The 21,904-nt window shown below is 63.2% G+C and carries 22 protein-coding genes; 16 read left to right on the top strand and 6 right to left on the bottom strand.

From position 1 onward, the window contains the following. The first annotated feature begins 14 nt into the window (after positions 1 to 14). The 5 genes from lolD to P9875_RS18180 all read left to right on the top strand — a co-directional run bounded on the left by lolD (position 15) and on the right by P9875_RS18180 (position 3,847). On the top strand, positions 15 to 740 hold the full coding sequence (gene lolD, locus P9875_RS18200; RefSeq protein WP_076571574.1) for a lipoprotein-releasing ABC transporter ATP-binding protein LolD: 726 nt from the start codon (positions 15 to 17) through the stop codon (positions 738 to 740). Positions 741 to 749: 9 nt separating this feature from the next. Next, positions 750 to 1,547, top strand: a complete 798-nt coding sequence (locus P9875_RS18195; RefSeq protein WP_278316177.1) for a TatD family hydrolase — start codon at positions 750 to 752, stop codon at positions 1,545 to 1,547. A gap of 7 nt (positions 1,548 to 1,554) precedes the next feature. Then, a complete protein-coding gene (locus tag P9875_RS18190; RefSeq protein ID WP_225241615.1) occupies positions 1,555 to 2,787 on the top strand; it encodes a PQQ-dependent sugar dehydrogenase in 1,233 nt (410 codons plus the stop codon). Positions 2,788 to 2,985: 198 nt separating this feature from the next. Then, complete coding sequence (locus tag P9875_RS18185; protein WP_225241614.1) at positions 2,986 to 3,372, top strand: Rap1a/Tai family immunity protein; 387 nt, start codon at positions 2,986 to 2,988, stop codon at positions 3,370 to 3,372. Between the two features lies 1 nt (position 3,373). Continuing rightward, positions 3,374 to 3,847 (top strand): T6SS effector amidase Tae4 family protein, encoded by a 474-nt coding sequence (locus P9875_RS18180; RefSeq protein ID WP_035819555.1) that lies wholly within the window; start codon positions 3,374 to 3,376, stop codon positions 3,845 to 3,847. A gap of 3 nt (positions 3,848 to 3,850) precedes the next feature. Here P9875_RS18180 and P9875_RS18175 read toward each other — a convergent pair whose 3' ends face one another. Together P9875_RS18175 and P9875_RS18170 are read right to left on the bottom strand one after the other, a co-directional pair. Further along, complete coding sequence (locus tag P9875_RS18175; protein ID WP_278316176.1) at positions 3,851 to 5,836, bottom strand: helicase-related protein; 1,986 nt, start codon at positions 5,834 to 5,836, stop codon at positions 3,851 to 3,853. A 1,184-nt stretch (positions 5,837 to 7,020) separates the two neighbouring features. Continuing rightward, complete coding sequence (locus P9875_RS18170) at positions 7,021 to 7,854, bottom strand: class I SAM-dependent methyltransferase (protein ID WP_278316175.1); 834 nt, start codon at positions 7,852 to 7,854, stop codon at positions 7,021 to 7,023. 204 nt (positions 7,855 to 8,058) lie between these two features. Between P9875_RS18170 and P9875_RS18165 the strand changes: the two genes are divergently transcribed. Both P9875_RS18165 and P9875_RS18160 read left to right on the top strand, forming a co-directional pair. Further along, on the top strand, positions 8,059 to 10,482 hold the full coding sequence (locus P9875_RS18165) for a DNA internalization-related competence protein ComEC/Rec2 (protein ID WP_278316174.1): 2,424 nt from the start codon (positions 8,059 to 8,061) through the stop codon (positions 10,480 to 10,482). A gap of 45 nt (positions 10,483 to 10,527) precedes the next feature. Next, entirely contained in the window at positions 10,528 to 11,049 is a 522-nt protein-coding gene (locus P9875_RS18160; protein WP_278316173.1) for a GNAT family N-acetyltransferase, read from the top strand. Between the two features lie 3 nt (positions 11,050 to 11,052). Here the strand turns inward: P9875_RS18160 and P9875_RS18155 are convergent, their stop codons facing one another. Then, complete coding sequence (locus P9875_RS18155; protein WP_278316172.1) at positions 11,053 to 11,976, bottom strand: LysR family transcriptional regulator; 924 nt, start codon at positions 11,974 to 11,976, stop codon at positions 11,053 to 11,055. Between the two features lie 222 nt (positions 11,977 to 12,198). Here P9875_RS18155 and P9875_RS18150 point away from each other — a divergent pair, with 222 nt between their 5' ends. From P9875_RS18150 to P9875_RS18120, 7 genes are all read left to right on the top strand, one after another. Beyond that, complete coding sequence (locus tag P9875_RS18150; RefSeq protein WP_158300218.1) at positions 12,199 to 12,417, top strand: antitoxin VbhA family protein; 219 nt, start codon at positions 12,199 to 12,201, stop codon at positions 12,415 to 12,417. Then, positions 12,414 to 12,998 carry a Fic/DOC family protein gene (locus tag P9875_RS18145; protein ID WP_278316171.1) on the top strand — a complete coding sequence of 195 codons (585 nt, stop codon included), beginning with the start codon at positions 12,414 to 12,416 and terminating at the stop codon, positions 12,996 to 12,998. Before P9875_RS18150 ends, P9875_RS18145 begins: the two co-directional genes overlap by 4 nt. Positions 12,999 to 13,121: 123 nt before the next feature. Then, positions 13,122 to 13,883, top strand: coding sequence for a sulfite exporter TauE/SafE family protein (locus P9875_RS18140; protein ID WP_034756294.1), 762 nt, complete (start codon positions 13,122 to 13,124; stop codon positions 13,881 to 13,883). 32 nt (positions 13,884 to 13,915) lie between these two features. Continuing rightward, positions 13,916 to 14,611: an HAD family hydrolase gene (locus tag P9875_RS18135; protein WP_225241606.1), complete on the top strand. Its 696-nt coding sequence runs from the start codon at positions 13,916 to 13,918 to the stop codon at positions 14,609 to 14,611. A 58-nt stretch (positions 14,612 to 14,669) separates the two neighbouring features. Continuing rightward, positions 14,670 to 15,470: an alpha/beta fold hydrolase gene (locus P9875_RS18130; protein WP_035819545.1), complete on the top strand. Its 801-nt coding sequence runs from the start codon at positions 14,670 to 14,672 to the stop codon at positions 15,468 to 15,470. 133 nt (positions 15,471 to 15,603) lie between these two features. Continuing rightward, positions 15,604 to 16,173: a dCTP deaminase gene (dcd, locus tag P9875_RS18125; protein ID WP_035819543.1), complete on the top strand. Its 570-nt coding sequence runs from the start codon at positions 15,604 to 15,606 to the stop codon at positions 16,171 to 16,173. Between the two features lie 120 nt (positions 16,174 to 16,293). Next, a complete protein-coding gene (locus P9875_RS18120; RefSeq protein ID WP_278316170.1) occupies positions 16,294 to 16,629 on the top strand; it encodes a FlxA-like family protein in 336 nt (111 codons plus the stop codon). A gap of 42 nt (positions 16,630 to 16,671) precedes the next feature. Here P9875_RS18120 and P9875_RS18115 read toward each other — a convergent pair whose 3' ends face one another. Next, positions 16,672 to 18,171 (bottom strand): sensor histidine kinase, encoded by a 1,500-nt coding sequence (locus P9875_RS18115; protein WP_278316169.1) that lies wholly within the window; start codon positions 18,169 to 18,171, stop codon positions 16,672 to 16,674. Positions 18,172 to 18,173: 2 nt separating this feature from the next. After that, positions 18,174 to 18,863 carry a response regulator transcription factor gene (locus tag P9875_RS18110; protein WP_225241603.1) on the bottom strand — a complete coding sequence of 230 codons (690 nt, stop codon included), beginning with the start codon at positions 18,861 to 18,863 and terminating at the stop codon, positions 18,174 to 18,176. 193 nt (positions 18,864 to 19,056) lie between these two features. On the opposite strand from P9875_RS18110, the gene P9875_RS18105 reads away from it, so the two are divergent. Both P9875_RS18105 and P9875_RS18100 read left to right on the top strand, forming a co-directional pair. Then, complete coding sequence (locus P9875_RS18105) at positions 19,057 to 19,485, top strand: Spy/CpxP family protein refolding chaperone (protein ID WP_278316168.1); 429 nt, start codon at positions 19,057 to 19,059, stop codon at positions 19,483 to 19,485. A 131-nt stretch (positions 19,486 to 19,616) separates the two neighbouring features. Then, positions 19,617 to 20,453, top strand: a complete 837-nt coding sequence (locus tag P9875_RS18100; protein WP_278316167.1) for an intradiol ring-cleavage dioxygenase — start codon at positions 19,617 to 19,619, stop codon at positions 20,451 to 20,453. On the opposite strand, the gene P9875_RS18095 is transcribed toward P9875_RS18100, so the two are convergent. Next, positions 20,450 to 21,895: a DUF1501 domain-containing protein gene (locus P9875_RS18095; protein ID WP_278316166.1), complete on the bottom strand. Its 1,446-nt coding sequence runs from the start codon at positions 21,893 to 21,895 to the stop codon at positions 20,450 to 20,452. The genes P9875_RS18100 and P9875_RS18095 overlap by 4 nt on opposite strands. Positions 21,896 to 21,904 lie beyond the last annotated feature (9 nt).

The following is a 21,904-nucleotide window of genomic DNA, read 5'->3' as shown; positions in this document are numbered from 1 at the left end:
CACTGACGACTACCATGACCGATCTGAACAAACCTGCCTCCAACGGCGCTTCCGCCGATTCCGCCGTCCTTTCTTGCCGCGGCCTGGGCAAGACTTTTACGCAGGGCAGCTACAAGGTGCAGGTCCTGGCCGGCATCGACATCGACGTCCACCGCGGCGAGCGCGTCGCCATCGTCGGTGCCTCCGGCTCGGGCAAGTCGACCCTGCTGCACCTGCTGGGCGGTCTCGATACGCCCACCAGCGGCAAGGTCACCCTGCTAGGCAAGGACTTCGCCACCCTCAGCGAAAAGGCGCGCGGCGACTTGCGCAACGCTTCGCTGGGCTTCGTCTACCAGTTCCACCACCTGCTGCCCGAGTTTTCCGCGCTGGACAACGTCGCCATGCCCTTGATGATACGGCGCATGAAGCGCGCGCCGGCCACCGAGCTGGCGCAGCAAATCCTCACGCGCGTGAACCTGGCCAAGCGGGTCACGCACACGCCCGGTGAATTGTCGGGCGGCGAGCGCCAGCGCGTGGCCCTGGCCCGCGCCCTCGTCACGCAGCCGGCCTGCGTGCTGGCCGATGAACCGACGGGCAACCTCGATCACGCTACGGCCGAACAGATTTTCGACCTGATGCTGGAACTGTCGCGCACCCTGGGCACGGCTTTCGTCATCGTCACGCACGATATCGAGCTGGCCAGGCGCTGCGACCGCGTGCTGCGCCTGACGGACGAAGGGCTGCAGCCGTACCAATATTAAGGAATCGCCATGTGGATCGACACGCACTGCCACCTCGACGCGCATGAATTCGGCGATGAATCGCCGCAGGTGGCGGCGCGCGCGGGTGCGCAAGGCGTGGCGATGATCGTCATTCCCGCCGTCGAACGGGCCAATTTCAGCATCGTGCGCGACCTGGCGGCAGCGGCGCCCAATGCCTGCTATGCGCTCGGCATCCACCCGATCTACGTGCCGCACGCCACCGAGGACGATTTGATCGCCCTGCGCGAAGCCGTGGCGCTGGCGATGAACGACCCGCGCTTTGTCGCCATCGGCGAGATCGGACTCGATTTCTTCATTCCCATGCTGTGCGAACCGGCCATGCGCGCCATGCAGGAACACTTCCTGCGCGAGCAGCTGAGAATCGCCCGCGACTTCGACCTGCCCGTGCTGGCCCACGTGCGCCGCTCGCAGGACATCGTCCTCAAGCACGTGCGCCAGATCCGCCCGAACGGCGGCATCGCGCATGCGTTCAACGGCAGCTTCCAGCAGGCGCAGGGCTATATCGACCTCGGTTTCAAGCTGGGGTTTGGCGGCGCCATGACGTTTACCCGCGCGCTGCAGATACGCCGCATGGCCGCCGACTTGCCTTTGGCGTCCATCGTGCTGGAGACGGACGCGCCCGATATTTCCCCCAGCTGGATACACCCGGGCCGCAACAGCCCCGAAGAATTGCCGCGCATCGGCGCCGTGCTGGCCGAGTTGCGCGGCCTGGCATTGGCCGACGTGGCCGTTGCCACCAGCGCCAATGCGCGCGCCGTACTGCCCCGATTACCCTTGATGGAATGAGACCACAATGAATAACAAGATCATCCTGGCCGCTTGCCTGTCCGGTGCCTTCGCTCCCGTTATGGCTGCGACCAGCGCTCAGTGCGACGGCTTGCCGCGCCTCGACGTCACCACGCCGGCCGGCTTTTGCGTGGCCGTGCTGGCCGATGGCCTGAAATTTCCCCGCGGCGTGCTGCCGCTGACGAATGGCGACATCCTCGTCACGGACATGACGGGATGGGCGCCGAAGCAGGGTAAATTGTGGCTGTTGCAGCCCAAGGCGGCCGGTGGCGGTTACGAGCGCAAGCTGCTGCTCGACAAGCTTGATCGCCCGAACGGCATCGTGCAGGGACCGGACGGCATGGTCTATGTGGGCGAGGTGGGACGCATCTTCCGCTTCGACTTGCGCGACACCACGCGCACCGTCACCGACGTGATCGGCGGCAAGGCCAAGACGCCGCGCCTGCCGGGCCTCGGTTTGCACCTGCTGACAAACATGCGCTTCAGCCCCAAGGGCGACCTGTACGTGAACGTGGGCTCGAGCACCGACCATTGCGAGAACGATGGCAAGGCGCCGGACCCGGCCAAGGCTTGCCCTTCGGCGGAAGGCCTGGAAGCGCTGGGCGCCATCCGCGAATACACGATGGCCTGGCCGGCAGGCACGGTGACGAGCTGGCGCACGCATGCGCGCGGCTTGCGCAACTCGATGGCGCTGGCTTTTCACCCTGCGACGGGCGAGCTGTGGCAGGCGGAAAACTCGCGCGACGCCATCCAGGCCGCCATGCCGCAACTGAAAAGCGACGAAAACCTGCCGCATGAAGAACTCAATCTGATCAAGGCCGACCGGCACTACGGCTGGCCGTACTGCTACGACGATAACGTCGCCAGTCCCGAATATCCGAAGACGGCGTGCGACGCCCAATACGCGGCGCCGGAGCGCCTGCTGCCCGGCCATGCCGCGCCGCTGGGCATGACCTTTTATACGGCCAGCCGTTTCCCGGCGCTGTACAAGAATAGCCTGATCATCGGCTATCACGGCTACCGCAGCAACGGTCACCGCCTGGTGGCCCTGCTGCCCGACAAGGCCGGTGCGCCGCTGGGCAAGTCCGTCGACTTGATCAGCAACTGGGAACGCAAGGGCAAGCAGGGCAGAGGCGCGCCCGTCGATGTGAAGCAGGGACAGGATGGCGATATCTATATGGCCGACGACCATAATGGGCTGGTGCTGAAGCTGCATTATGCGGCGCCGGGCAAACCGTAACTTTCACCGGTGTCGTACGTGTAGGTCGGATTAGCGGGGCAACGCCGCGCGTAATCCGACATCATTGTTGGCTGGTGTTGTCGGGTTACGGCCTTTGGCCTAACCCGACCTACCCGACCTACGCTTGACCTCGCTCAGTGCGGGGCTGGCGCATCCTTCTACAATCAGCCAGACCTCCCTCACTGACCATGGCTGGCCATGCATGTCTCCTTCCTTTTCATTGTATTGAGCCTGTGGCTGCCCAGCGCACACGGGCAGGGCGCAGCCTATGCTCCGGCGCCGCGCCTGAGCGCCGACCGGCTGATCGCGTATTACCAGGAAGGGCCGGCCAAGGGAGCGATGGCCGATGCTGTCTTCCTGCTCGATCAGCGCTACGCCAAAGGCTACCTGGCCGGCGTGGCCGATGCGGCGCAGGGGCGGCTGTGGTGCGATACGGGTCGGCTGAAAACGGTGGAAATCGACGCGCACATCGTCGCCGAACTGAAAAAGCTGCCCGCGCGCGCGCGTCTGGGCGAAGCGTCCACCCTGATCGTCGCCATTCTGGCGCGGCGTTTTCCCTGTTCCACTCCACCACCAGGAGGCTGACGTGAAACCTGCATTCATCAAGCTGCGCGAGAATTATCCGAGCGTGGCCGCCGTCGACCAGGCGGCCCTGTTCGGCGAAATCGGCTGGGAAGACTTGATCGGCAAGGACAGCTTTGCCAATACCTGCGCCATCCGCGTCAGCCTGGCCCTGATCAAGGCCGGCGTCAAGGTTAAGGGCCGCATGGCCATCCGCAAGGGGCCGTTCAAGGGCGCGCTGATCGAACCGGGACAGGCCAAGCTGGCGCATATGCTGGCCAGCCCCTCGATGTTTGGCCCGCCCGAGAAATTCGCACGCGACGCCGCTATCGCCGGCATCGGCCAGCGCAAGGGCCTCGTCGCTTTTTTCCGCATTCCCGGTTACCTGGGGGGCGCGGGCGGGCATATCGACATCCTCTTGCCATCCATCGGCGTGAAGGTGTGCGGTTCCGAGTGCTACTGGGATTGCGCGGAAGTGTGGTTCTGGGAAATCCGTTGACGCCTATTTGAACTTCTTCGAGCGTCCGCGCGAAGCCGCATTGTGTGCGCGCAGGATGGAGTCGACCCGCTCCGACGCGTCGCGCGACAGGTTTTGCGCCACGGCGATATCGGGGAAGAATTCGGGCAGGCGGTAGCTGAGCCACGCATACGCGGAATAGTAGCGGCAAGTGTCTTCCACCTGCTGCAAATTCTGCGTGCCGCCGCCGTACGCATGCTGGCGCAAGGTGCTGGTTTTTCCCTGCGACAGATTCTTCGCCCAGTGTTCCCACGCCGTTTGCAAGGACGGCACCTTGCTCGATATCGGCACCAGCGACAGGGTGAACTTGTCGGCCACGGACAGGGGCAGGGTGTCGAGCCAGACGGCGCGCTCCTTCTGGTCTTCCGTGATGCGGGGGAAGAAAAAGCCGTCCGGCACGTCGATATTGTGGATGAAGCGGCGCAGCAGTTTGGACAGCGACAGTTCGCCCGTTACCGATGAAATGCGGTGCAGATGTTCAAGCGACGGCGCCACGGCAAAGCCGCTCGTGTTCAGCGGATGCAGTTTTTCCTTCAGCAGGGCGCGCATCACTTCATGCGTCTCGTTGTCGTAGCCGGCCACGAGTCCTTCTTCATGCACGCCGTAGCGGCCCGCGCGCCCGGCGATCTGGCGCGCCAGCGCGGCTGAAATCTCTTCCTCTTCGCGGCCATTGTATTTGACGCAGGTGGTCATGACGATGCGCGCGATCGGCATGTTCAGGCCCATCGCCAGCGCATCCGTGCCGACGACGATATCGGCCGTGCCATCGCGGAAGCGCTGCGCCTGCGCGCGCCGCACTTCGGGCGACAGGTTGCCGTAGACGGTGGCCACCGACAGCCCCGTTTCCGTGATCATGTCGCGCCACATCAGCACTTCGCGGCGCGAAAAGGCGATGACGGCGTCGCCGCGGCGCAGGTTGCGCACTTTGCGCACGGCGGTCGGCTCCATCGAAAGGGGTGCCATGCGCTTCAAGACATGCACTTCCAGCGGGCAGTCGAGGCGTTCGGCCAGCGCCTCGATGGCGCGCCGCGCTTCCGGCGCCCCTACCAGGTAGACGGTGTGAGCGGGCGCGCCGCAGATGGCCGCCGTCCACGCGGCGCCCCGGTCCGGGTCGGCCAGCATCTGGATTTCATCGATGACGGCCACCTCGACGACGGTTTTCGTGTCCAGCATTTCCACCGTGCTGGCCACATGCGTGGCGCCGTCGACGACCCGGCGCTCCTCGCCCGTGACCAGGCTCACGGCCAGCGGTTTGCCATGCGGCGCTGCTTCCTGCAGGCGCTCGTAGTTTTCCAGGGCCAGCAGGCGCAATGGCGCCAGGTAGATGCCGCTCTTTGCCTTGGCCAGCGCTTCCATCGCGCGGTGCGTCTTGCCGGAGTTCGTGGGTCCCAGCAGGGCGACGAAGCGGCGCGGCAGGCGGCGCGCCATCTCGAACGAGGCCGGATACTCGGCCAGGTTGATGCTCTGGCGCGTGCGCGCCGCATGCTGCTCCTCCTGCTGGCGCTCGATGGCGTGATGGAAGCGCTGGCGGATGCGGTCGAACACCATGCCGGCCGGCTCGGACGTCTGCATGTCGGCCAGCGTATGCAGGAAAACCATCGGATCCGTGTCCACGTCCTCGCTCAAGCCCGCGATATCGGCGACGAAATCGATCACGTGCTGGCGCAGTTCCTCGAACACGGCCGCGCTGGCCCGTTCGCGCACCAGGGCCAGCTTGGTCTCGCGGTCCATCTTGCGCCACTTGGCCGGCCGCGCCAGCACGCCCTGGCTTGGTACCAGCGCATACGGCACCACCAGATGGCCGGCCTTGACCACGCCGGAAAAGCGCACGAAGACGCGGCCTTCCATTTTCACCAGGCGGATATGCTCGGCCAGTTCCCCCAGTTCCACGACCAGAGTGGCGTCGTTATTGTCTTCGCTGCTGTCGGAAATGTCGGTGGAGGTGTCGGGAGGAAGTGCGGAGGAAGTCATGTCGTGCCTGGGTGTTGAAGTAAGCGAGGCCGATTATACCGTGCGAAGGCAAAGATTTTGCCCCGTGCGCGGTGCGGCTGTCACAAGAGCACTGATTTTCAAAGCGATGATTCTCTGTGCCGGATAAGCAACTGGCAGGCATTGAGAGCGGCGCTTCCATTCTGGCGAATCACCTTGCTTGAGCGTGGAATCAGAATGCGATATCTGGTACTTTTCGCTTATCGTATTTTTCCTGTCCCATTTTGGCTGAATATTTTAAATATATTTTTATTAAGTTAATTTGATTTGTTAAATTTAATTGTGAAATTTTAATTGCCGTAACGTCGATAATAACAAAGAGTAAGTTTCTATTGGTATCCGCGGTGATGATATTCGTATCATGTGCAGATTGTTTTTCTGGATGTGAGGTCGCAGGTGTTCTCTTGCACGCATCCGGCAATGGCTAATTATCGCCACGCTCCCATGGTGCCAGCACCATTTTGCATGATTGAACGCGCCTTCCCACGCTGTCGATTTGAAATTAAGCACGGCGGGATCGTTTCCTTATCGCGCCTGTATTTTTCATTGCGTGAGAAATTATCCGCTGGTGCGAAATGAATCGAATTAACTTGACAATTAATAAAGGCGAGCTGATGATGGCATCATATTTTACGAGGGGATTTTTGGCATGTTTTGAAAATAGCTGAAATTGACGGCGATGTGCGGCATTATTCTGGCTATCGAATGAGGCGCGCCGCGTTTTATATGAACGGCTTTGATTTGACGGTGCTCCAGGATACGTTGGCGACCGCAATACTTTTCACTTCGCGCTGACGCACAGCCAGCTTGCGATGACACTCGACATACCTGTGTATGTGACCCTGCGCCAGAGGATGGCGCGCGCAGGGATTTATCAGCCATCCGACTTTGGGAGAACTCCATGAATAAAAAGCTCGCTGCATTTCTTTTTGCGTCAGGCCTCGGTTTGGCGGTGACTGCGACGCCAGCCTTTGCAAGCTGCGCTAGCGCCTGCGCCGCCGAATGGCGGGCTTGCATTGCTGGCGGTACCGCTCAAGCTGAGTGCAACGCCGAGCGGTCCGCTTGCCAGCAAACCTGCAATTGACAGAAGGAGTACTGCGCGCCGCGGCAGCAACTATCGTAGCCTGTTGCCTCTGACGCCAGCAAGCCATGGCATCGATGGCAGTTCAGGCTGCCCGTGCGCGTACGGCCCGTAGTCCCCAGCCGGTGGCGATCAATCCGTCACCGGCTTGCAGCGGCGTCACGGCGTCCATGAACGCGCCGCGCAGGCGCTGTCTGGCGCCGTCGTCCAGGCGGTCGATATCGTAGGTGTCCAGCAGGGCGGCCCACAGTTCGCCCGGCGTGGGCGTCCATGGCACGTCGATGTCGTCGAACGCCACGTCCGCAAACACGCCGTCGAGCAGCTCGCGCCAGCCCGTTTCGGAGCCCGTGCGCCGGTCGCCGAAGCGCAGCGGCGGCAGTTCGGTGCTGGCGATCGGCTTGAACACGCGCATGAAAACGTCGTTCACTTCGCCCAGCAAGAACGTCCGGCCGACAATGGCGGCGAACTGGCCATCGGGGCGCAGCACGCGGCGGATTTCACGCATGACTTGTTCGATGTCGTCCATCAGCATCAACGCCATGTGCGAAACGAGATAGTCGACGCTGGCCGATGGCAGGTCGAGCGCCTGGCCGCGGCTTTGCAGCAGTTGCACGGAGGCGGGCAGGGCGGCGCGCGCGACGGCCAGTTCAGCCTGGCTCATGTCGATGCCGAGCAGTTGCAGCCGGGCTTGCCGCCTGGCTGCCAGCAAACCCAGCAGATGGCCGTCGCCGCAGGCCAGGTCGAGCACGGTCAATGGCGTCGCCACGTCCGGTACCAGGCTGGTCAGCACATGGTAGGACGAGGTCCAGTTGCCAGCGGGGGAACTGGCCGGCAGATGAGCAAACGCGGCGCTGGTCGCGCCGACTTGCCTTTGATGAAAGTCCTGCAAATAAGTTTCAGCCGCTGTCAGTAGGGTCATGCAAGGTCCGCAAAGTCGTGGCGCCTGGCGCCGGATGGCCATCTTAGCATGGAGAAAATTTCACCAGCGGTGGTGCCGGATGGCGTGCTGAACTTTCTTATTCAGGGCACCATTGCGCCAGATCAGAGGGCAAGGCGCAGAAAACGCTCACAGTACCTGAGCCCTTTTCGCCGCGAGCTGATTTTGCCTTGATTCTGCCTTCTTATGCGCACCCTGATACTCGGCTTTGCCGCTGGCGCTGCCTGGTTGCAGACGCAGGCAAGCTTGCCATCGCAGGCGGGCACGTTGCTGTGGGTGATCGCTGGCGTAGGGATTATTGCTAGTCTGGCGCTGCGCCACCACGCGCACTGGCGTTGCGTTGTTGCGCTTGCCGCTGGCGTGGGACTGGGTTTTTACTGGGCCGCCTGGCTGGCCCATGCCGCCATGGCGCCGCAACTGGCGCTGGCCGATGAAGGGCAGGACATTGTTGTCACGGGCACGGTAGCCAGTCTGCCATATCGCTTCGAGCAGGGCGTGCGCTTCAATTTTGCCGTGGAGAAGGCAGTTGGGGCGAAGGTGCCGCCCTCGATCGCGCTGTCCTGGTACGCGGGTTTTCGCGATGCAGTGACGAACGATGTCGGCGACGTGCAGCCGGGCGAGCGCTGGCGGCTGACGGTGCGGCTGCAGCGTCCGCACGGCAATGCGAACCCCATGGGTTTTGACTACGAAGCGTGGCTGCTGGAGCAGGGCGTGCGCGCCACGGGCTATGTACGGCCGCAGCCGCGCGCGGATACGCCGAACGTGCGCCTGGCCGCCTTCGTGCCCGGCTTTGGCAACGTGGTGGAGGCCAGCCGCGCGGCCTTGCGCGCGCGCATCTTGCGCAGCCTGGAAGGCAAGCAGTATGCGGGCGTGATCGTGGCGCTGGTGGTGGGCGACCAGCGCGCCATTCCCCAGTCCGACTGGCAAGTGTTCAACCGCACGGGCGTGAGCCATTTGATTTCCATCTCGGGTTTGCACATTACGATGATCGCGGGCCTGTTCGCGCTGGGCGCGGGCGCGCTGTGGCGCCGTTCATTCTTTACCGACTGGCAACTGCCCTTGCGCTTGCCGGCGCAAAAGGTGGCGGCGCTGGCCGGCGCGCTGGCCGCGTTCTTGTACGTGCTGCTGGCCGGCTTTGGCGTGCCTGCGCAGCGCACCTTGTATATGTTGCTGGTGGTCGCGCTGGCCCTGTGGATGGGACGCATCACCAGCATAGGGCATATCCTGTGCCTGGCGCTGGGCGTGGTCGTGCTGCTCGACCCGTGGGCCGTGCTGTGGCCCGGTTTCTGGCTGTCGTTTGGCGCTGTCGCCACCATGCTGTACGCGACGGCAGGCCGCACCGCGGCGCCCATGCCGCAGCAAGCTGGACGCTGGCGCCGCCTGCGCGCGGCCGTGGCGCTGGGCGCGCACACGCAGTATGTGGTGACGGTGGGGCTGGTGCCGTTGACGATGCTGCTGTTCTCGCAAGTCTCGCTGGTCAGCCCCGTGGCCAATGCGCTGGCCATCCCCATCATCAGCCTGCTCGTCACGCCCTTGTCCCTGGCTGGCAGCCTGCTGCCGGCGCCCCTGTCCGATGGGTTGCTGCTGCTGGCGCATGCCATCGTGCAGATGCTGGCGCAGGTGCTCGAGTGGCTGGGCGCGCGCCGCTTTGCCGTGTGGACGGCGCCCGCGCCGCCAATGTGGAGTTTTTGCTGGGCATTGTTTGGCACGGCATGGCTGCTGGCGCCACGCGGATGGCCGCATCGCTGGGCGGGCATGCTGGGCTGGCTGCGGCTGCTGACGGCCTTGCCGTCCAGCCCGCCGCCGGGCCACATGTGGATCACGGCTTTTGACGTGGGACAAGGCATGGCCGTGCTGGTGGAAACGCATGAACACCGCCTGCTGTATGACACGGGACCGGCCTACAGCCTCGATTCCGATGGCGCCAGCCGGGTCATCGTGCCTTACCTGCGCGCACGCGGCATAGGCAAGCTCGACGGCGTGATCATTTCCCACAGCGACCTCGATCACGCGGGCGGCGCCATGTCCCTGCTGGAAAACGTGCAAGTGGGCTGGCTGGCCTCTTCCTTGTTCGAAGGCCACCCGGCCGTCGAGGCGCGGCGGGCGTTACACCAGCCCTATCTGCATTGCATGGCGGGCCAGAGCTGGACGTGGGAAGGCGTGCACTTCGCCATGTTGCACCCATTGCCGGCGAGCCACATGGACATTGCCCTGAAGCCGAACGCCCGCAGCTGCACCGTGAAAATCACGGCTGGCAAGCATTTTATCTTGCTGGCCGGCGATATCGAAGCGGCGCAGGAGGCGCAATTGCTTGCGCGCTCGATGGACGGCGAACTGGCCGCCGACGTGCTGCTGGCGCCGCATCACGGCAGTGGGACGTCTTCCACGCAGGCATTTTTGAACGCGGTCCATCCGACCCTGGCTATTTTTCAGGTCGGGCACAGGAATCGCTATAAACATCCGAAGGCGCAGGTGTATGCACGCTATGGCGACATGGGGATTGCGCGGCTGCGCACGGATGTGGAAGGGGCGGTGGTGCTGGAGTTTGGAGAGGGGATAGCTGTGACGCGGTATCGGGACAGCCGGCCGCGTTATTGGCATGGGCGCTAGTGCATGCATGTTACGCTTGAAAAATCACCTTCACAGGAGTCCGGCTTGAACTCTTCCAGCACGTCCTATTTTGTCAACTTGGCCCAAGCCACAGACATCGACGCCATCACGGCCTTGTTGCAAGCCAATTCCCCCTCGCATGGCGGCAGCCTGACGGGCGAGTTTTCGCGCGACAAGGTGGCCGGCATGGCGGATGGCGCGTCGCCCGTCATCGTTGCGCGGCGCATGGCGGACGGGCCTGTCGTTGGCGTGCTGTTCAGTGCGGCGCCAGCCACTGCGCAGGCGCCCGTGGTATTGGCCATGCTGGCCGCGTATGCGGGAAGTGACAACGCCTATGTGTACGGCCCTGTCTGCATTGCGGAGTCGGAGCGAGGGCAGGGCTTGCTGGCGCTGCTGTACGCTGCCATGCGCGAGCAGCATGGGGGCGCGGAGGCGGTGCTGTTCATCCGGCGCGATAATATCGGCTCGCTGCGCGCGCATGAACGGCTGGGCATGCGCGAGGTGGCGGCTTTTGTCTTCGACGGCGTGCAGTTCGCCGTGTACAGCGATGCTATCGTCGCGACATAGTTGCTAAATGACCCGTTCATCGGGTATCTCCAACCCCCGCTGCCGCACATATTCCAGAAACAACCTTGCTCCCTTGGCCATCCTCGAGGTGCCATACACGGCATGGATGCTGGGATCGAGCTCTTTTGACGACGTCAGCCGGTACGCCGTGCAGACCCGGCGCAGGGTGCCGGCGGCCACGGCGGGCTCGGCCAGCCAGCTGGCCAGGCGCACGATACCGGCGCCTTCGAGGGCCGCCTGGAAGGTGGCGATACCGGAAGTGAAGCGGAAGCGCGGCTGCACCTGGTAGCGCACGTTGCGTTCGCTGGAGACGAAATGCCAGTCGCGCAGGATGCGGGGGGCCGAGTGCATGATGATGTCGTGGCCGGCCAGTTCCTCCGGTTCCTCGGGCGCGCCCATGCGGGCGATATAGTCGGGCGAGGCGTACATGTAGCGGCGGTAATTCCACAGTGGGTAGCCGATCAGCTCGCTCGACTGGGGGAAGGCGCCGCGGATGGCGAAGTCCAGCTTTTCCTGGATGGGATCGATCGATTTGTCCGAGAAATGGATGTCCACCGACACGTTCGGGTAGTCGCGCGAAAATTGCGCCACCACTTTCGGCAGAAAACCCAGCGACAGGATTTCCGGCGCCGAGAGGCGCACCCAGCCTTGCGGCGAGTTGCTCAATTCCGCCAATTGCTCTTCCGCCTCGGCCTGCGTTTCCAGCAAGTGCTTGGCCGACGCGTAATACGTTTCGCCGGCCGTCGTCAGGGTGAACTGTTTTTGCGTGCGCAAGATCAGCTCGGCGCCGATGGCGTCTTCGAGGAACTGGATGGCGCGCGTGACGGCCGACGGCGAGCGTCCCAGCATGCGCGCCGCGTGGATGAAGCTGCGCTTTTCGACCACGGTGCAGAAGGCGCGGATCTCCCACATCAGTTTCATCGACATCGGTGACTCCTGGCAAAAGAGGTCAGTAGACCGCAGTGTCAGGCATTTCGTCAAGTGCGATGCCACATGGCGTTTTTCGCAATGCGCACGAATGAACGCGTGGCGGCGCAGGGAGCGGCTATTCCCATGAGTAACTTCGGGCAGTGCCGCATGGCTGCCAAGTCAATCATTGCGTAGCATGCTAAAATCTGCCTTGATATATCGTTTCTACGGGAGAAATTGGTGGCCAAATTTACCCAGCAAGATCGTCAACGTTCCGTCAATCAAACACTGGCAAGTTGGGCAATTGAAGGCTTTGAGCCAGATCCGCAATACTTGGCGTTGCTTGACCGCTATATTCAAGGTGAACTTACGCTTGCCCAGGTGCGCGCAATGACCGATGTCCAATTTGGTGTCAGCGCGGATGACCAGGAAAAAACGCCAGTGCTGCATGCCGCGTGACTTTCAATGACCCCTATTGTTATCCTGGTACGGATATCCTGCGTAACAAGCCGGATATCCGTGACAAGGAACGATTGAGGCAGTTCGAATTTCGTAAAACTGCCGAGCGCTCCATGGAGCTTCAGGAAAGCCCAGTTGTTGGACGATTCGATTTAGCACACTTGCAAGCAATACATTCCTACCTTTTTCAAGACCTGTATGCCTGGGCCGGAAAAACTCGGACCGTGGATATTTCCAAGGGTTCCACGTTTTTCGCGCATCACGCCGCGATCCAGAACTATGCAGACAAGCAGGTCTTTCCAGCCATTGCACGCGACAAACTGCTTGTCGGGCTCGATAAGCCGATATTTATTACGCGCCTCGCCTATCACTATGCCGAAATCAATGCCCTGCATCCGTTCAGAGAGGGCAACGGACGCAGCACGCGGCAATTCATCGAGCAACTGGCACGGCATGCGGGCTTCGATCTCGACTACACTAAAGTGTCTCAAAAAACCTGGATAGATGCGGCCACTGTGAGTTTTGCCGGCAACCTAGGGCCGATGGAAAACGTGTTCACAATGATAACCAGCCAGCAGTAGTCAGGCCTCCTGGCGCATTCCGTCAAGCGTTACGCCTGATTGCGTTTTCCGCAATTTGAAGTTGCATCCGGAAAAATCCACGGCGCCTATACTGCCGCTGTCGATCATTCCTTATTGCCTATCATGCTGACCATCTCGCTGCTGTGTTTATTTGCCTTCTTTGCCGGCCTGATCGATGCCGCCGTGGGCGGGGGCGGGTTGATACAGCTGCCGGCCCTGTTCAACCTGATGCCGAACATGGCCTCAACGTCCTTGCTGGGCACGAATAAACTGGCGTCCGCCTGCGGCACCACGTTTGCCGCCCGCTCGTTTGTCGGCAAGGTGCATATCCCCTGGCTGCTGGTGCTGCCGGCCGTGGCCAGCGCCTTCGTCATGTCCTTCATCGGCGCGGCGGCCGTGTCTTACGTGCCGCAACAGGTGGTGCGCCCCATGGTGCTGGTGCTGATCATCATCATGGCCATCTACACCTTCATCAAGAAGGATTTCGGCACGACCCGCGAAGCGCGCCCCATCGGTCCGCGCGAACGCATCCTCGCCATCGTCATCGGCGGCGCCATCGGCTTTTATGACGGCCTGTTCGGCCCAGGGACGGGCAGTTTCCTGATTTTCCTGTTCATCCGCGTCTTCGGCTTCGATTTCATCCTCGCCTCGGCCTGTTCGAAACTGGTGAATATCGCCACCAACGTGGCTGCGCTGGCCTTCTTCATTCCCGCCGGCCACGTGGTCTACGCCGTGGCCGCACCGATGGCTGTGTGCAATATCCTGGGCGCCCTGACGGGCACCTGGATCGCCGTGCGCCGCGGCGCCGCCTTCGTGCGCATCCTCTTCCTCGTGCTGCTGGTGCTGCTGATTGTGAAATTGTCTTACGACATCTTCTTCAAGTAAGTTTTGATAGATAACAAGAGCGACAACAAGCCATGAAAACCATCCAGGGCGTGCTGTGGGACAACGATGGCGTGCTGGTCAACACGGAGCAGCTGTTTTACGAAAGCAACCGCGACTTGCTCTTGCCCTACGGCATAGACCTGACGCCGAAGCAATTTTTTGACTGGTTCCTGGATAATAACTATGGTGCCTGGCATGTGCTGCTGGGGCAGGGCCACGACATCGAGCTGGTCGAACGCCTGCGGGCAGAACGCACCGTGCTGTTTGCGCAGCGCCTGCGCCAGGCGCGGCAGCTGGCCATGCCCGGCGTCAAGCAAGTGCTGGCGGCGCTGCGCCCGCACGTGGCCATGGGCGTGGTCACCAGTGCCTACGAACAGCATTTCCGGATCAGCCATGCGGCCACGGACTTGTTGCAACATTTCGACTTCGTGCTGACGCGTGAAATGTATGGCGACAGCAAGCCGGCGCCCGACGGTTACCAGCTGGGCTTGCAGCGCCTGGGCCTGGCCGCCGCCGATTGCGTGGCCGTGGAAGATTCGCCGCGCGGCTTGCGCGCCGCCAATGCGGCGGGGCTGGAATGCATCGTTGTGCGCAATCAGATGAACCGTCACCACGCGTTTGACGACGCTTTTTGCGTGGTGGATTCAAACGCGGAGCTGGGCGAAGTGCTGGCTTCGTTCGTGCCCGGCATGACGCGGTCGCAGGGACAATTAGAGGCCTTCCTCTGATCCGTCTCGCCGGCATGCCATTACAATTGTTTATCGCATTCACCGGCACCGTCCCACGATGACCCTCCCGCAACTGCACTTTGCCCACGCCAACAGTTATCCTGCTGGCACCTACCGCAAGCTGTTTGGCCTGCTGGGCCAGCACTACACCGTGCAGGCGCTCGACATGCACGCGCACGACCCGAATTATCCCGTCAGCACGGGCTGGCCCGAGCTGGTGCGCGAGTATATCGACGAGCTGGAACGGCGCTACAGCGCGCCCGTGATCCTCGTCGGCCATTCGCTCGGCGGCATGCTCAGCGTGATGGTGGCCAAGCAGCGGCCGGATCTCGTGCGCTGCGTGGTTTTGCTCGATTCGCCCGTGGTGGCGGGCTGGCGCGCCTTGCTGGTGCGCCTGGCACGCAACACGGCGCTGGGCGAGCGGTTCTCGCCGTCACGTTTTTCCGCCCGGCGGCGCAAGCTGTGGCCCGACGCGCAGGCCGCGTATGAACATTTCGCCGCCAAGGACATGTTCGCCATCTGGGCGCCGCAGGTCTTGCGCGACTACATCGACAGCGGCCTGGTCCCGCATCCGGAAGGGGTGCAGCTGCGCTTTACGCGCGAAGTGGAAACGGACGTCTACCGCAGCTTGCCGCACCATATTGGCGGCCTCGTCAAGGACGGTTTTCCCGTGCCCATCGGTTTTATCGGCGGCACGGAATCGGTGGAATGCCGGCAAGCGGGCTTGACGGCCACGCGCAAGCTGGTCGGCAAGTTTTTCCGCCAGGTGCCGGGCGGCCATCTGTTTCCCATGGAAAACCCGGAACTGACGGCACAGGTGGTGCGCGAGATGATCACGGCATTGCTGGCGAAGCAATAGAATATCGCCAGGGATTTTCAGGCGATGGGGGCCAACAGCGGCGGATTTTCGCGTAAAATCCTGCCATCCGGGCCGTGCCTGCAGCAGGCGTGCGGCCCCAGCCATTCCGATATTCTAGAAAGATACCCCTGCGATGACGATTAAAAGCGATAAATGGATACGCCGCATGGCGGAAACAACGGGCATGATCGAGCCGTTCGAACCGGGCCAGGTCAAGGAACGTGACGGCAACCGCATCGTTTCCTACGGCACCTCCAGCTATGGTTATGACATCCGTTGCGCCGACGAGTTCAAGTTGTTTACCAATATCAACACCACCATCGTCGACCCGAAGGATTTTGACGCGAATAACTTTGTCGACGTATCGGGCAAGGGCTATTGCATCATTCCGCCGAACTCGTTCGCGCTGGCCCGTACGGTCGAGTATTTCCGCATTCCCCGCAATGTGCTGACGATTTGCCTGGGCAAGAGCACCTATGCGCGCTGCGGCATCATCGTCAACGTCACCCCGTTCGAACCGGAATGGGAAGGCTTTGTGACCCTGGAGTTTTCCAACACGACACCGTTGCCGGCAAAAATCTACGCCAACGAAGGCGTGGCGCAAGTGCTGTTCTTTGAATCCGATGAAGTGTGCGAAACATCGTACAAGGATCGCGGCGGCAAATACCAGGGCCAGGTCGGCGTGACATTGCCGAAGACCTGATCGCAGTGAAGGCGGGGCGCCAACCGGTTTAGCCGTCTTTACCTGCCTTTACACCCGCCGCCCTATATCCGCCCCTCATGCCTGCCGTTAACCTTGGTATTGAAACACTGAGGAGGAAGCATGGTAGCGGCAATCGGTTCAGTCGGCGCAGTCGGCGCGGCCAGTAGCGCCAGTGCGGGCAGCGGTTCGCAGATCGCGGCGCTGCAAAAGCAGATCACGGCGGCGCAAAAGCAGTTGACGGAGTCGCAGAAGGGCGAGCAGACGGAGGCGTCGCAAAAGCTGCAGCAGCAACTGGCGCAGCAAATCCAGGCCTTGCAGGCGCAAATTGCCCAGTTGCAAGCTGCCGCCGCGCAGGCGCAGCAAGACGCTCAGCCGGCCAGCAGCGCCGATACGGCGACGAGTCCGGCCCAATCGACCTCGTCGACCCTGGGCAGCATCATCGATACGCAGGCGTAACAGTTTATTCGCGCATAAAAAAACGCCAGGCTCGCCGACAGGTCAGCCTGGCGTTTTGACGGGCAACAGCATTTCCACGCACAAGCCGCCACCGCCGCGCAAGCTGGCCCCGATGCGGCCGCCATGGGCGTTGATGACGTGCCGGGCGATGGCCAGGCCCAGGCCGTGGCCATCCGTGCTGTGCTGGGTATTGCTGGCGCGGAAGAACGGTTCAAAAATGCGGGCCAGGTCGGCGCTGGCCACGCCGGGACCACGGTCCAGCACGGCGATGCGCAGCCAATCCTGCTTGCCATCATGCTGGCGCGACAGCTCCACGTGCACCGTGCCGCCATCGGGACTGTGCTTGACGGCATTGCGCACGACGTTTTCCACGGCGCGGGCCAGCAGTTCCGGCTGACCCGTGACGCTGGCGTCCGCCGTGGCGGCGTCACCCGTCAGGTTGATGCCCAGCAGGCGCGCCCTGGCTTCATAGCGGGCGTCGTCCACGATGTCGTGCACGAGATCGGCGATGCTGACGTCTTCGCTGTGCGTGTGCCCGGCACCGGCTTGCGCGGCGCCGGCCTCCAGCCGTGACAGGGTCAGCAGTTCACCGATCAGTTTATCCATGCGCTCGCTTTCGCGTTCGATGCGCTGCATCGAGGCGGCCATTTTTTCCGGCTGCTGGTGCGCCAGACCGATGGCGGCCTGCAAGCGCGCCAGCGGGGAGCGCAGCTCGTGCGACACATCATGCAGCAAGCGCGTCTGGCTATCCATCAGGCTGCGCAAGCGGCCCGTCATGCGGTCGAAATCGCGGCCCAGGTCCGTCAATTCATCGCCGCGCTTGCCGCTGGCGTGAAAGCGCGGCGCCAGGTTGCCGTGCGAGGCGGCCTCGAACGCCTGCCGCAAGTCGCGGATGGGGCGGGCAAAATACCAGGCCAGCAAAAAGGCAAACAGCAAACTGGCGGCGATGGCGGCGGCCAGGGGGATGAAGTTGCGGTAGGGCGTGTCCATGCGCGGCGGCATGCCGCGGCCGAATTCGCCGCGTGGCGGCGGCGCGCCCGCTTCGTGCGGCCGTGGACCGGCTCCCATGGCGTGCGGGCCGCTCATGGCGACGGCGTTGAGCGTGTCGCGCGCGGCGCCCGCCTCGGCATGGCGGAAGCGTTCGGACGAGGGCAGGAACAGCAGGTAGCGCTTGCCGTCGCTGCCGGCCGCTTCGCGCACGACGGGATGGGCCTGGCCCTGCTCCAGCATGGCGCGCGCCTTGGCCAGCATGGCGGGATGCACCGTGCGGCCCATCAGTTCTTGTCCTTTGGCATCAACGGCAAACACGCGCATGCGTTCGAGCTTGCCGACGAATTGCCGCAAGGCCTGGCTGCCGCCCGCCTCCAGAGTGGCGCTGGCGGCCTCGATGATCATTTGCGCGGGCGGACTGGTATCGATGTCGAGGGCCCGTTCCTGCTGCGCTGCCCGGTTTTTCAGCCAGAAGGTGCCGCCGATGCCGATGGTGGCCGTCACTTGCGCCAGCATGATGCACAGAAAAAACTTCCAGAACAGACGGCCCACGCTTACTCCTTGATCAGCTGGTAGCCGAGACGGTACACGGTTTGCAGGCAGGAACGGCCATCGGCCAGGCTGCCGAGCTTGCGGCGCAGGCTGCTCAAGTGCACGTCGATATTGCGGTCGAAGCGGGCCATGGGCCGCCCCAGGCCCAGTTCCGACAATTGATTCTTGCTCACGGGCTTGCCCGCATGGCGTACCAGCACTTCCAGCAGGTTGAATTCCGTGCTCGTCAGTTCCAGGTGCGCGCCGGCCCAGGCAACGCGGCGCTGTTCGGGCCACATCGTCAGTTGCCCCACGGTCAGCGGCGCCAGGCCGGACGCATCGTGCGGCACGGCTTGCGCGCGACGCAGGATGGCGCGGATGCGCGCCGTCAGCTCGCGCGGCGTGCACGGTTTGGTGACGTAATCGTCGGCGCCCAGCTCCAGCCCCACGATGCGGTCCGTATCGTCGCCGCGCGCCGTCAGCATCAAGATGGGCAGGTTGCTGCCGGCACGGATGCGGCGCAGGGTTTCCAGGCCATTCATGCGCGGCATCATGACGTCGAGGATGGCGATCGCGTACAGGCCCGTCAGCGCTTCGGCCGCGCCGCTTTCGCCGTCATGCACGGCGCGCGCATCAAAACCTTCCTGCGTCAGGTATTCCTGAAACATGCCGACCAGTTCCACGTCGTCATCGATTAACAAAACCTTGCTCATGCCTGTGCTTTTTTCGGGTGAATATCGCCCGATGATAGCAGCCAAAGGGGACCGTTCACGGCGGTTTTACCCGCTTTTACATACGTTCGCTTACATTTCCGGCGCTTCCTTTACGCGCTTTTACGTCGCCTTGACGTTGCTTTACACGCCAGACGCCGACAATCAGGGTTGATCGCCACGAAAGGAAATCCCGATGAAATACCTGAGTATCGTCGTCTCTTTGTTGCTGCTGTCCGCTTGCAGCATGCCGCTGTTGGCTCTGGCCCAGCCAGGGCCGCCGCCAGTCTTGCCGCCGTTTCTGCATGGCATCGAGCTGAACGAAGCGCAGCAGGACAAGATTTTCGCCGCCACCTATGCCCATGCGCCCTTGCTGCGGGAACAGGAAAAGATCGCCTTCAAGGCCCATGAACAGTTGCGTGCGCTGGCCGGGTCCAGCGCCTACGACGATGCAAAAGCCAGCGCGCTGGCCAGCACGGCGGCGCAAGCCATGGCGCAGATCAGCTTGCAGCAGGCGCGCCTCGAGCAGCAATTGCTGGCCGTGCTGACGCCGGAACAGCGCCAGCAGGCGCAGCAGCGGAGCGACGGCCGCCAGGGCCCGCGTCGGCTAGAGCGCCCCGAGTAAGCGGCCGGCGCGACCACAGGGAGAGCCAGCATGCGCATCCAGGCGCTCTCGCGACGGACCACGCAGGCTTTGTACCTGTGCGCCAGCCTGAACCCCGCCCTGGCGGGCTTGCCCCACTTGATGGAGTACGTATGGAATTACATGATCACGGTCTGGCATCCGACCTCGAAATGATGCGGCGACAGGCGGCTGAGCGGCGGCAAGTGCTGCGCTGGCTGCTGGCCGGCGCCGCCACCTTGCCTTTGATCGGCTGTGGCGGCGGTTCGGACGCCGGCGCCACGGCGGTCAGCAGCGGCACCGTCACAGTGCCGGCCACGGGCGCCTGCACAGTGATACCCGAGGAGACGGGCGGGCCGTATCCTGCCGATGGCACGAACACGCATGGCGGCAGCATCATCAATGTGCTGAACCAGACGGGCGTCGTACGCAGCGATATCCGCGCCAGTTTCAATGGCGCCACCGGCGTGGCGGCGGGCGTGCCCTTGACCATCCATTTGCAGTTGCTTAACGCCAGCGGCGGCTGCGCCAGCCTGGCCGGCTACGCCGTCTATCTGTGGCATTGCGACCGCGACGGCTTGTATTCGCTGTATTCGAGCGGCGTGACGGCGCAAAATTACTTGCGCGGCGTGCAGGAAACGGACCGCACCGGCAACGTCAGCTTTACGACCATCTTTCCCGGCTGCTACGCCGGGCGCATGCCGCACGTGCACTTTGAGGTCTATCCCAGCCTGGCCAAGGCGGCCTCTGCCTCGAACCGCATCAAGACGTCGCAGTTCACTTTCTCGATGGCAACCTTGAACGAGGCCTACACGGCCAGCGGCTACACGGCCAGCGTGCGCAACCTGGCGCAGATCAGCTATGCCACCGACAATGTCTTTGGCGACGGCACCAGCTTGCAGATGGCCACGGTGACGGGCAATGCCACGGATGGCTATGTCGCCACCCTGACCATCGCCGTGTACAGTTAAGTTGCCGTCATGAATCCCAGGTCGCGCCGGCTGAAGTTGCCGATGTTCGGGAACACCTCGGCCAGCTGGCTGTCGGCCACGCCGAACCACTTGGCCAGGGTGGCGCCGTACTGGTCGACGGAAGTGGTCGGCAGCAGGGCGCCGGAGCCGACGTCCAGCTCATGGCCCAGGCCCGTGGTGGGGAAGGCGCCGTAGATGTCGCGGCCTTTCACGGCGCCGCCCACGACAAAGTGGTGCGCGCCCCAGCCGTGATCCGTGCCGTCGCCATTGCTGCTGAAGGTGCGGCCGAAGTCCGAGGCCGTAAACGTCGTCACCTGGCGCCGCACGTCGGCACCTTGCAGGGCCGCCAGGGTCGCGTCGAAATACGCGAGCGCGTGCGCCAGGCGCGCCATCAGGTCGCCATGCAGCTCCTTCTGGCGGTCATGCGTGTCGAAACTGCCCAGTGTCACATAAAACACTTGCCGTTTCGCTCCGAGGGGGCCGCGCCCGCCGATGATGCGCGCCACCGTCTGCAATTGCACGGCCAGCTGGTTGACGCTGGACGCGCCCGTGTTCGGGTTGATATAGGGCGGCGGATTGGGCACGCCGCCCGCGCCGGCAGCCAGCATGGCGCCGCTCAGCACGCTCTGGCTGGAAATGGCGCGCTGCACCGTGGCCACGTGTTCCTGCTCCATCATGTCGTCGCCCGCCGTGCTGATGATGTCGCGCAAGGCGGTTTCACCCTCGGTGGTGTCGAACAGGTAGCCGCCGCCGATATTGCGGATCGGCACGGCGCCCGCCCGGCCCACCTGGAACTGGCGCACCTGGCGCCCGCTGAGGAAGAGCGCGTTTGACGCGGCCGAGATGGCGGTAAACGTCGCATTTGCGTTGCCGGCGCCCAGCAGGTCGCCCAGGCGTCCGCCCCAGCCGATGCTGGCGCCTTCCGGCAAGCCCGATTGCCACGTCGATTGCTGGTCGTTATGCGAAAACAGTTTCGGCGGCAGCGCCACATTGCCCGCCTTGTATTGCGCCAGGGTCACGGGCTGGATCAGGGTGCCGACATTGGCAACGATGGCGGCGCGGCCGCCGTCGAACAGGTCTTTCACGGGAGCGAGGGCGGGATGCAGGGCAAAGCTGCGGCCGGCCTGCGCCGTGGCGGGTGTGATCGGCAGCACGCCGCCCGTTTCGCCGACGCCGGGCAGGTGGATCGAATCGTTGCTGCCCGTGTTGCGCAGGCGCACATATTCACTCCATGAAGGCGTGTCGGTGGCCAGCACCGTGTTGAAGGTATCGTTGCCGCCGTTCATGAACAGGCAGACGAGGGCCTTGTAGTCGTCGGCGGACTGGGCCGCAGCCTGCCCCATGGCGGCCAGGTTGAGGGCGAAGGGCGCGGCCGTGCTGCCTGCCAGGCCCAGCATGGAGCCGAGGAAGCGGCGGCGCGAGAAGTGAGTAGGGGTAGTCATGCAGCTTCC

It is taken from the genome of Janthinobacterium rivuli (genome assembly GCF_029690045.1).
GTDB lineage: Bacteria > Pseudomonadota > Gammaproteobacteria > Burkholderiales > Burkholderiaceae_D > Janthinobacterium > Janthinobacterium rivuli.
This window is presented reverse-complemented; position numbering and strand designations above follow the sequence as displayed.

Bases quoted from the DNA above. Each gene is read 5' to 3' on its own strand.
- lolD (WP_076571574.1), top strand. From the start codon at position 15: ATGACCGATCTGAACAAACCTGCCTCCAACGGCGCTTCCGCCGATTCC.
- P9875_RS18195 (WP_278316177.1), top strand. From the start codon at position 750: ATGTGGATCGACACGCACTGCCACCTCGACGCGCATGAATTCGGCGAT.
- P9875_RS18190 (WP_225241615.1), top strand. From the start codon at position 1,555: ATGAATAACAAGATCATCCTGGCCGCTTGCCTGTCCGGTGCCTTCGCT.
- P9875_RS18185 (WP_225241614.1), top strand. From the start codon at position 2,986: ATGCATGTCTCCTTCCTTTTCATTGTATTGAGCCTGTGGCTGCCCAGC.
- P9875_RS18175 (WP_278316176.1), bottom strand. From the start codon at position 5,836: ATGACTTCCTCCGCACTTCCTCCCGACACCTCCACCGACATTTCCGAC.
- P9875_RS18170 (WP_278316175.1), bottom strand. From the start codon at position 7,854: ATGACCCTACTGACAGCGGCTGAAACTTATTTGCAGGACTTTCATCAA.
- P9875_RS18165 (WP_278316174.1), top strand. From the start codon at position 8,059: ATGCGCACCCTGATACTCGGCTTTGCCGCTGGCGCTGCCTGGTTGCAG.
- P9875_RS18155 (WP_278316172.1), bottom strand. From the start codon at position 11,976: ATGTCGATGAAACTGATGTGGGAGATCCGCGCCTTCTGCACCGTGGTC.
- P9875_RS18140 (WP_034756294.1), top strand. From the start codon at position 13,122: ATGCTGACCATCTCGCTGCTGTGTTTATTTGCCTTCTTTGCCGGCCTG.
- P9875_RS18135 (WP_225241606.1), top strand. From the start codon at position 13,916: ATGAAAACCATCCAGGGCGTGCTGTGGGACAACGATGGCGTGCTGGTC.
- P9875_RS18130 (WP_035819545.1), top strand. From the start codon at position 14,670: ATGACCCTCCCGCAACTGCACTTTGCCCACGCCAACAGTTATCCTGCT.
- dcd (WP_035819543.1), top strand. From the start codon at position 15,604: ATGACGATTAAAAGCGATAAATGGATACGCCGCATGGCGGAAACAACG.
- P9875_RS18120 (WP_278316170.1), top strand. From the start codon at position 16,294: ATGGTAGCGGCAATCGGTTCAGTCGGCGCAGTCGGCGCGGCCAGTAGC.
- P9875_RS18110 (WP_225241603.1), bottom strand. From the start codon at position 18,863: ATGAGCAAGGTTTTGTTAATCGATGACGACGTGGAACTGGTCGGCATG.
- P9875_RS18105 (WP_278316168.1), top strand. From the start codon at position 19,057: ATGAAATACCTGAGTATCGTCGTCTCTTTGTTGCTGCTGTCCGCTTGC.
- P9875_RS18100 (WP_278316167.1), top strand. From the start codon at position 19,617: ATGGAATTACATGATCACGGTCTGGCATCCGACCTCGAAATGATGCGG.
- P9875_RS18095 (WP_278316166.1), bottom strand. From the start codon at position 21,895: ATGACTACCCCTACTCACTTCTCGCGCCGCCGCTTCCTCGGCTCCATG.